Here is an 8,041-nt window from a genome sequence, read left to right as displayed (position 1 = left end):
AAAGTAGGAATAGCAAGACGGAATCGGGGAAACCCCGATACAAAAACCTATTCCATTGATTAGTAATTACATACAGATATAAATACCTCCTTTTATATGTTAAAAAGGAGGTATTTTGATTGTAACTAATTGATATAAAGCATATTTAAGGTGTTTTTTTAAAGGAGGTATTCTTAAACTCCAACAAATTTAATACAGCTATAATAGGAGAATGTTTTTGCTTATTCTATCTATTGAGCATTCATTCAAAACACGTTTTTAGAAAGGCTTTTTTAAGGCTCTTTTTTTTCTTAAAAATGAACAATTTTTATAGAAAAATAAAGATAGCAAGAGGGAACTGCGTGACATTTCGTAAGTTGTTAGTTTTCAATGATTTGTGAAAACAGCATTTTCAAAAAGTATATAAATAATATATTTTTAGCTTATTTTTAAATGTAATATATTGATTATCAATAATGTTAAAATATATAATATGTATATGATTTGTAGATTTAAACAGATTTAGAGAATTGATGAATTTTTTAAAAAATAGGATTGGACGTGTGTTGTGTTTTACTTCTTTCCAAACACGTTTTTATAAGTTTAAATAAAAAAAAGCCAATCGAAAAAATTCCGATTAGCTTCTTTTTTATCATTTTTTGACCTGTTTGAATAATCAAGCTTCAACGCTTTTAGAGGGCTACAAAGCCCCTCTTTTTTGATTTTCGTTTATCTGATTCGGCACTGATTTAAAATCAGTTAATTACACCGAAAAATAAAGGCTATAATAAGAATTATGTTAAGTAATGAAATAGATTAATAAAGTATCAATTGTAGAGTTTCGTGATCCATGATTGAGAATTTAAAAATTTTAAATAAAAACCTCGCTATTCATACAAATGTTATTTAGATAATATAGACTATCAAAGAATTTATTACTTTTAACAAAGTAATTACACGAAATACGGATATAGGGAATATTTCACGAAACTTTTCTATTATTTACTTCGTAAATTACTATGTTAGCGGTAATTTTACCAAACAGAATGTTGAACATAAAAAAATATAATCCGATGAAGCTATAAGTAAATGTTCAAAATAAAAAAAGTGAAACTTTTTTATTGCTTTCAAAAAGCAGTGAGAATTTCTATTATCAACTTTTAAAAATTAGAAGAAATGACGCAGTTACAAATGATTAACAAAACAAAATCTATAGCTCAACAAGACGAAAATGTTTCCGCTGTTTTTATGTATGGTTCATTTACTAAAAGCGAAGGAGATAAATATTCTGATATCGAATTTTACATCTTTTTAAAAAATAAAGAAAATTTCTCGTCGGAAAAATGGGTAAATCAAATTCATCCTGTGGCATTATATTTTACAAATGAATATGGAAGCGAAGTTGCTATTTTTGAGAATATGGTCAGAGGCGAATTTCATTTTTTAAAAACGGAGGAAATTGAAATTATCAAATCTTGGGACGGAATTGTTGCATTTAGCGATTTTGACCAAATGAACCTAATCGACAAAGACGGACATTTAACGAAAACACTAAATCAAATCAAAACGAAATCGCCCGAAAGAATAACAAATGAAAACATCTTGTGGTTAAGTCAATCATTACTGAATGTTATACTGACAACAAGCAACTTAATTAAGCGAGAAGAATTTGCTCATGCTCATCATAGTTTATCAAATGTTCAGAAATATTTGCTTTGGCTTATTAGAGCAAGAACAAACAAAACCCAACATTGGGAAAGTCCAACTAAAAGTCTTGAAAAGGATATTGATACGACTTGGTATTTTGCGTATAAAACAGTAACATCGGATTTAAATCCTAAAAATATAATTTTAGCTTTTGAAAACTCATTAAATTTATCGGAAAAACTATTTGACGAACTAAATATTGAACCAAAAATGAAAGAAATCCTACATGAAATAAGAAAAAACTACCGCTAACATCGGTTTGGCGAAATGGCGGGTGACGGATTTCTATTGAACAGATGTGCTCAATTGAACGATAGTAATTTTATTCAACCACAGTACTAAAAGGCCGCCACAGCACCAAGCCGTAAACCGTTAGCTGCAAGGCTACACAACAACGCTAATAGACAAACATCCCTTGAAATAATAGGGAGCTGACCCGATTAAGGTGTCAGCCCCTACTAAAAAAAATCTACTCAACACCTAACTGTAATTTTGCAGAACTAAGATGAATTTCATCTTGTGTTTCTAAAGCAAAATATCCATAAGCTAGAGGTGCGGCAGCAGCTCGTTCAACTGCTTGTTCAAACAGTTTATCCCATACTTCTCCACCTTGTTTTTCGTATGCCGAAATTAAATTTTTCAGACTTTCTTCACCGAAAACAGTAACGTGACCTGAAAAATCTTGTGCTATATCGCTGACTTGTGCAGTTGACCAATCAATAATTCCACAAACTTCTCCATTATGATGAGTAAGTGTATGACCTGCATACAAATCACCGTGAATGAATTTTGTAAAATTCGGCCATAAGGCATCATTATCCAGCCATTTTTGGTACCGAAGTTCTAATTCGGCATTTATCCCTAATTCAGATTTCACCAAAATCAATCTTTCAGAAATCTCATTTCTAACCTGTTCAGGTGTCAAAACTTTTAGATTATTACGAAGTACTTCTTCCGTAGGAATTGAATGAAGTTCTATAAGTGCTTTCGCTAATGATGGTATATAAAGGTCGTTTTCTTTAGACATATTCCAGGTTACTTCATAAGTCTCCGCATCATAAGTAAGTGCAGGTTTTCCATCGAGCAAAGGATAGGCTACCAGTTTTTCATTAGCTATACGCCAATCAGGAACTTGAACCGAAAGGTATTTCGACACCAATTGAAGAATGCGTTTCTCATTCGCAATCTGTTCGCCTAAGGTTGTTCTTCTTGGAATACGCAACAACCACTTTGTGCCATCCCTATCTGTAGCGAAACCAACCTTAAAATCAATTCCCATTTCATTAAAACTCATTTCATCCGAAAGAATTAACCCATTTCTTTCCGCTAATTTTTGAATATCTCTATTTTTCATTTTTTTAAATATTTTTGATTTTACCTAATTGCATTAAGTTGCGAGTGCTAAACGAAAGAATACCCACAAGGATTGCCAAACAACCGCTTATGATAAACGTAATGTTTACACCAATAACTTCTGCAATCAGGCCTGTGAATAATAAACCGATTACACTTGGCAAAACTGCCAAACTATAATAAAGTGAAAATACACGTCCTAATTTTTCAGGACTTACCTCTGTTTGTACAATTGCTGTAAAACAGCCATTGAAAACAGACAGGCTGATACCGCCAATGGCTGTTACCATCACAAATCCTACAAACCAACTTGCAGGTAATACACCACTCAAAATAAATGTAAGTCCCAATAATACATACATAACATTGACTGCGACTACTTTTGAGCCTTTCAATTTGAAAATACTCAGGATGACACCGCCAATAAGCATACCTCCGCCCCAAACCACTTCTACAATTCCTATCTCCCATTTTCCTCCTGCAAAATGCCCTGTTGTGAGCAACGGAAACATAATGGCAGCTGGCATTATAACAAAGGTTATCGCCATTGCATAAAGAAAAAGATAACGCAAACCTTTGTTTTTTGAAACAGTCTGAAACCCTTCCGAAAATTCTGTAGCAATAGAATGTGCAGACGATTTTGACTTCGCAACCACATTGGGAATTTTCACCATCACGAGTGAAAGAATAGCCAGCAATGCTCCAATCAAATCCAAGTACAATACTTTTGAAATAGGAAGATAAGCAATGGCTAATGTGCCAATGGCAGGACCACCAATACTGCAAACCGAATGTAACACCTGATTAATTCCTGCTACCTTTATCAATTCATTTTGGGGTACAATCAGCGGAGCAATTGCCTGTAGTGCCGGAGCGTGAAAAGCATTACCAACAGAGCGTAAACCCAATAAAATGTATATCCATATAAGATTAACATTTTCATTTTGTAAAATGACGAGTAACAAAAGGGCACAGAGAGCTATAAAAGCATCCGAAAAAATCATTACATATTTACGATTGAGACGGTCAACATATACACCTGCTATTAAGCCTATCAATGCTTGAGGCAACATAGCTGCTATTCCTGCGTAGGCTAAAACTTCGGCTGACTTGTACTCCAGACTAAGCCATATAACAATAGCAAACTGAACAGCATAACTTGTAAGCATTGAAGCAAACTGTCCAGCCCATATAAACATATAGGTCTTAAACCATTTACGGTTTTCCATAAAAACTTGATTAAATTATACAACAAAATAATTGTAGCATAATACTAATAGAGTACTATACCATAAAAGTGGGTTTTGAAGAGAATTACCCTAATAATTATTTAATCCAAGGCTTTGCCACGTGTTGTATACTTTTTGGAAGTGAAGCCACAAAAGTACAAATTATTATCTCAAAAAATAAGCTATTTTAGCAAAATTAAGCCCAGCAGCTAACAAGGGTTTTGCAATAGTGGGGCGAAACTGCAAAGTTCAACTGTTGTTCTTCGGTTCAACTTTTGTGCAAAATTGAAGATTTGTGCTTCGATTGCCCCACCATCGCAAAGCCCCAAAACGTTAAGCAATCAAAAAGAACATAACACAGATTATGTAAAATATAAACAAATTAAAAAGTCCTCCAAATTGGAGGACTTTTTTTTGTTATAGCATATGTTAATTATTACATAAATAGATATTTAATGAAAATAATGGCATTCGTTTTGAACTTTATTAACTTAGAAAACACTAAAGTGTTTTTTCATAGGTTTAGGTTGGTTTAGAAGGTTTTGTAGTAAAAACAAAACCTTCTTTTTTATTATAAATACTAAAAGCCACAATCTTAAAAAGATTGTGGCTTTTATTTGTCATCATAATGTCCTCTTGCAGATACAATTTGGACAATTATCTTATCATCATCAATGGAATATACTAATCTATGTTTATCTGTTATTTTACGAGCATAGAACCCCGCTAAATTATATTTTTTAAGTGTAGGTTTTCCTGTTCCGGTCTTAGGGTGTTCCATTAATTCACTAATAAGAATAACTGCTTTTTGAAATGCTTTAGGTTCTGATTTTTTAAGTTTCTTTAAATCTTCTTTTGCTTTAGGAGAGAAGATCACTTCATAAATCATAAGCTATCAAAAAATTGTTGTAATTCGTCTTTAGATTTTATCTTAATTCCTTTTCCCTCTTTTATTTCTTTTTCAGAATCTTTTATACGTTGTACCATTTCATCTGTAAAATATAAGTCGTCTTGAGAAATAGGTGTAAGAACATAAGCTTGTTTACTTCCTCGTCTTATTACAACCTTTTTACCTTTATCGACCATATCAAAGAAATCTTTTTGATGTTCTCTGAATTGTCTACTTGTAGTTTCTATAATTGCCATTGTGTAATCATTTGTGTACACAAATATACAGAATAGTTTTTAATTAATAAGTATAAATAAATTGAAACCTAAAACAACCCTCTGTAGAAATAAAAGGTTAAAGATGCCACCATCTTTTTTTCTTCTGAATCGGAGTTTGTTCAGTTTTTTGTGTTTCTTCTTTAGGTGCTTCTAAAAGCAAAATAGTTTTTTGTAAATCCATTATTCTGCCCTCTTTTTCTTGCAAAAGAAGTTCTTTATTTTTCAATTCTTGTTCGTGTAAAGTCTTGTTTAATCTTATTTCTTGCTCATATAAAGCCAGTTTTATTTTTAATTCGTTCAATTCGTTGTCGCTTGGTCTTTTATTGGTCGTGTCTATATTTTGTCTAGGTTCTTTTTTGGTCTTTTTTTCAGCTTCATAGATAGAAAAAAGATAATTAACTTCTATGAAGTTTTTATTTCCCTTTTTTTGTAAGTATGGCTTAGATTCATCTTTAGCGAATAATCTTCTAATTGTTTTTTCGCTTTTTCCTGTTTTTTCGCAAGCTTCTTTTACATCAATATAGTTCATTTTTCGTTGATTTTGTCTAGTTGGTCAAATATAGGTCAAGTCTAGCTTTTGTCTAGGTTTTTATTATGGTCATTTTTAATGTATTTATTTTCAAAAAGCTGTTCAGCTTTCTTTTTTAATGAACCAATCAAATACGCTTTAAGATTTTTGATTTCATAGAGTACAGATTGCTCTTTTAATTCAACTAAAAAGTCTAATAATTCTTCTTCTGAAAGGTTGTTATATATGTTTTCAAACAAGCTAATATTATTGCTTAATTCTTTATCTGTAAACTCGTAATTGTACTTCAAATAATCCTCAATGTTTTTAGGAATAAACCAACGATTAGACATTTGTTTCATTACTTTTTGTTTCTTCAATGATTCATCTTCAAATTGTGGTTGATGAATCGGAATAAAACGAATACCTGTAATCTTACGACCTGTTTTGATTGGTTCGTAATGAAAAGTGTAAGGAGAGCATCTGTCAAGTTCCTTTCTTGCAGGTTCGATAACTTTTTGAATAAAACCACCAGTTAATCTGTATTTATCTGTAACATTAAATATCTCTTTTAATTTATCTATTGAATAATTAATGGGAGTTTTTTGGTTTGAAAGCAATTCGTAAAACCTCATAGTATATACACTTTCAAATTCCATAGCTACTTTAAGTTCGTATTTTTTGAAGCCTTTTGAGAAATCTAAAAATGCTTCTACTATTTTTGGATTTATTCTGAAAGTAGCAATTTCTGTGTTTTTTTTTATTTTAGGTTCTGAAATTACTGAGATCAATTCCCAATCGTTTTCATCTTCATATTCAAAAAACTTTTTTGCTAAATTTCTTAAAGCTGACTTTATTCGAATATGGTTTGTATCTGTTTCGTTTTGTAAAAACAACTTAATAGGCATACTAACAATACTAGTACATTGATTATCCTGTTCAATAGTTATCTTATCGTTTAGCTTCTGATTTTGGAGTAATCCTTGAAAAAGTTCTACAAGACGATAAAGAATGCGTTTCTCGTAAACAGAATAGTCATATTTAGCTGTCGTTAAAATATAAGATTGTAACACTTCTTTATTGTTGATTTTAGACATAAGTTATAGTATTGAAAAACAAATTTATATAAATACTATAACTTACACAAATGTAAGTTATAGTATTTATTCAATAAGTTATAGTTAGGTGTTTTCTATTTATTCAATAAGTTATAGTTGTTTATTCAATAAGTTATAGTTAGTGTTTTTTAAAACGTTGTAACTATTATGATATTCAATTTAATATACGTTTTTTGTCGAAAGCCGATAAGTAATGTTAGATAAGCTATGTTTATTTAATACAAAAACATGGTGTTTTTTTAGTCTTTTAAGGGTGATTTTTCAATGAAAAATCGACTACTTTCGAAACTCTTTTCAAAATCGTTTTTGGAAAGAGTTCTGAAAAGAAAAACAAAACAAAAAAAAAGATGCAGCTGACCGCAGGTCGCACCAGGGGGCGGCGCCGTTTTTTTGTATCATTTATTTAAACTATTGATTATCAGTGAATAAAATTAAAATTAACCTCGATAAATCCAATCTCAATGCCATTGTGTACATTTTGATGAATTTTGAAATTCCGGTGGAAGCTTCAAATTTCGCGTTTAAAGCACTTTTATCCATTTGCGAAGATGTATGTATCAAATTAGAGAAAAAAGCGATTACGGAACGTAAAAACACCAAAAATTTCAATATTTCGCTTAAATACTTTGAAGCGTTTGCACTAGAAAATGTTTTAAGGCTGTTTTTAGACCAAAATAATGAGGAGCACTATATTTTAAATTCGGCTCGATTAGTTGCTAATCAAATTAATGCTAAACTTTAAATATATTTGTGAAAATATAAGTGTAAATATTTAATTTGAAAGCGAATAAGAGGGAAATTCTATCAAGGGTTTTCCTCTTTTTTTGTTGGAGAGTTTTTCAAAGGGAGAGGAAATTTGTTTTTTCAAAACAAGCAAGTAGTATAAAACGCCTCGTTTTATTATTTTCAAGTGAAACTTGAATCAAATTTTGACACTTTTTATAAATTAAAAATGAAGATGATTTTTAGGTTTTTAAGGA

The 8,041-nt window shown here is 30.9% G+C and carries 8 protein-coding genes; 2 read left to right on the top strand and 6 right to left on the bottom strand.

The genetic code is table 11. The annotated features are described in order from the left end of the window. Positions 1 to 1,155 precede the first annotated feature (1,155 nt). Positions 1,156 to 1,938 carry a lincosamide nucleotidyltransferase Lnu(H) gene (lnu(H), locus tag N5D90_RS16815; RefSeq protein ID WP_051021433.1) on the top strand — a complete coding sequence of 261 codons (783 nt, stop codon included), beginning with the start codon at positions 1,156 to 1,158 and terminating at the stop codon, positions 1,936 to 1,938. Positions 1,939 to 2,155: 217 nt separating this feature from the next. Here the strand turns inward: lnu(H) and mph are convergent, their stop codons facing one another. The 6 genes from mph to N5D90_RS16785 form a co-directional block, all read right to left on the bottom strand. Beyond that, a complete protein-coding gene (mph, locus tag N5D90_RS16810; protein ID WP_078213155.1) occupies positions 2,156 to 3,040 on the bottom strand; it encodes an Mph(E)/Mph(G) family macrolide 2'-phosphotransferase in 885 nt (294 codons plus the stop codon). 4 nt (positions 3,041 to 3,044) lie between these two features. Next, positions 3,045 to 4,268, bottom strand: a complete 1,224-nt coding sequence (gene mef(C) / locus N5D90_RS16805) for a macrolide efflux MFS transporter Mef(C) (RefSeq protein ID WP_085286200.1) — start codon at positions 4,266 to 4,268, stop codon at positions 3,045 to 3,047. Between the two features lie 613 nt (positions 4,269 to 4,881). Continuing rightward, on the bottom strand, positions 4,882 to 5,157 hold the full coding sequence (locus N5D90_RS16800; protein ID WP_280038212.1) for a Txe/YoeB family addiction module toxin: 276 nt from the start codon (positions 5,155 to 5,157) through the stop codon (positions 4,882 to 4,884). Next, positions 5,154 to 5,414 (bottom strand): hypothetical protein, encoded by a 261-nt coding sequence (locus N5D90_RS16795; RefSeq protein ID WP_280038213.1) that lies wholly within the window; start codon positions 5,412 to 5,414, stop codon positions 5,154 to 5,156. Before N5D90_RS16795 ends, N5D90_RS16800 begins: the two co-directional genes overlap by 4 nt. Before the next feature lie 97 nt (positions 5,415 to 5,511). Further along, the gene (locus N5D90_RS16790; RefSeq protein ID WP_280038214.1) at positions 5,512 to 5,964 is read right to left on the bottom strand and encodes a hypothetical protein; all 453 of its coding nucleotides are present in this window, start codon (positions 5,962 to 5,964) and stop codon (positions 5,512 to 5,514) included. A 41-nt stretch (positions 5,965 to 6,005) separates the two neighbouring features. Continuing rightward, on the bottom strand, positions 6,006 to 7,040 hold the full coding sequence (locus N5D90_RS16785; protein ID WP_280038215.1) for a replication initiation protein: 1,035 nt from the start codon (positions 7,038 to 7,040) through the stop codon (positions 6,006 to 6,008). 442 nt (positions 7,041 to 7,482) lie between these two features. Between N5D90_RS16785 and N5D90_RS16780 the strand changes: the two genes are divergently transcribed. Further along, on the top strand, positions 7,483 to 7,803 hold the full coding sequence (locus N5D90_RS16780) for a hypothetical protein (RefSeq protein WP_280038216.1): 321 nt from the start codon (positions 7,483 to 7,485) through the stop codon (positions 7,801 to 7,803). The last annotated feature ends 238 nt before the right edge of the window (positions 7,804 to 8,041 follow it).

Origin of the sequence: Empedobacter sp. GD03797, assembly GCF_029842105.1 — a bacterium.
Taxonomy (GTDB): Bacteria; Bacteroidota; Bacteroidia; order Flavobacteriales; family Weeksellaceae; genus Empedobacter; species Empedobacter falsenii_C.
Note: the sequence above shows the minus strand (reverse complement) of the source record. Positions and strands in the feature narration are given on the sequence as shown.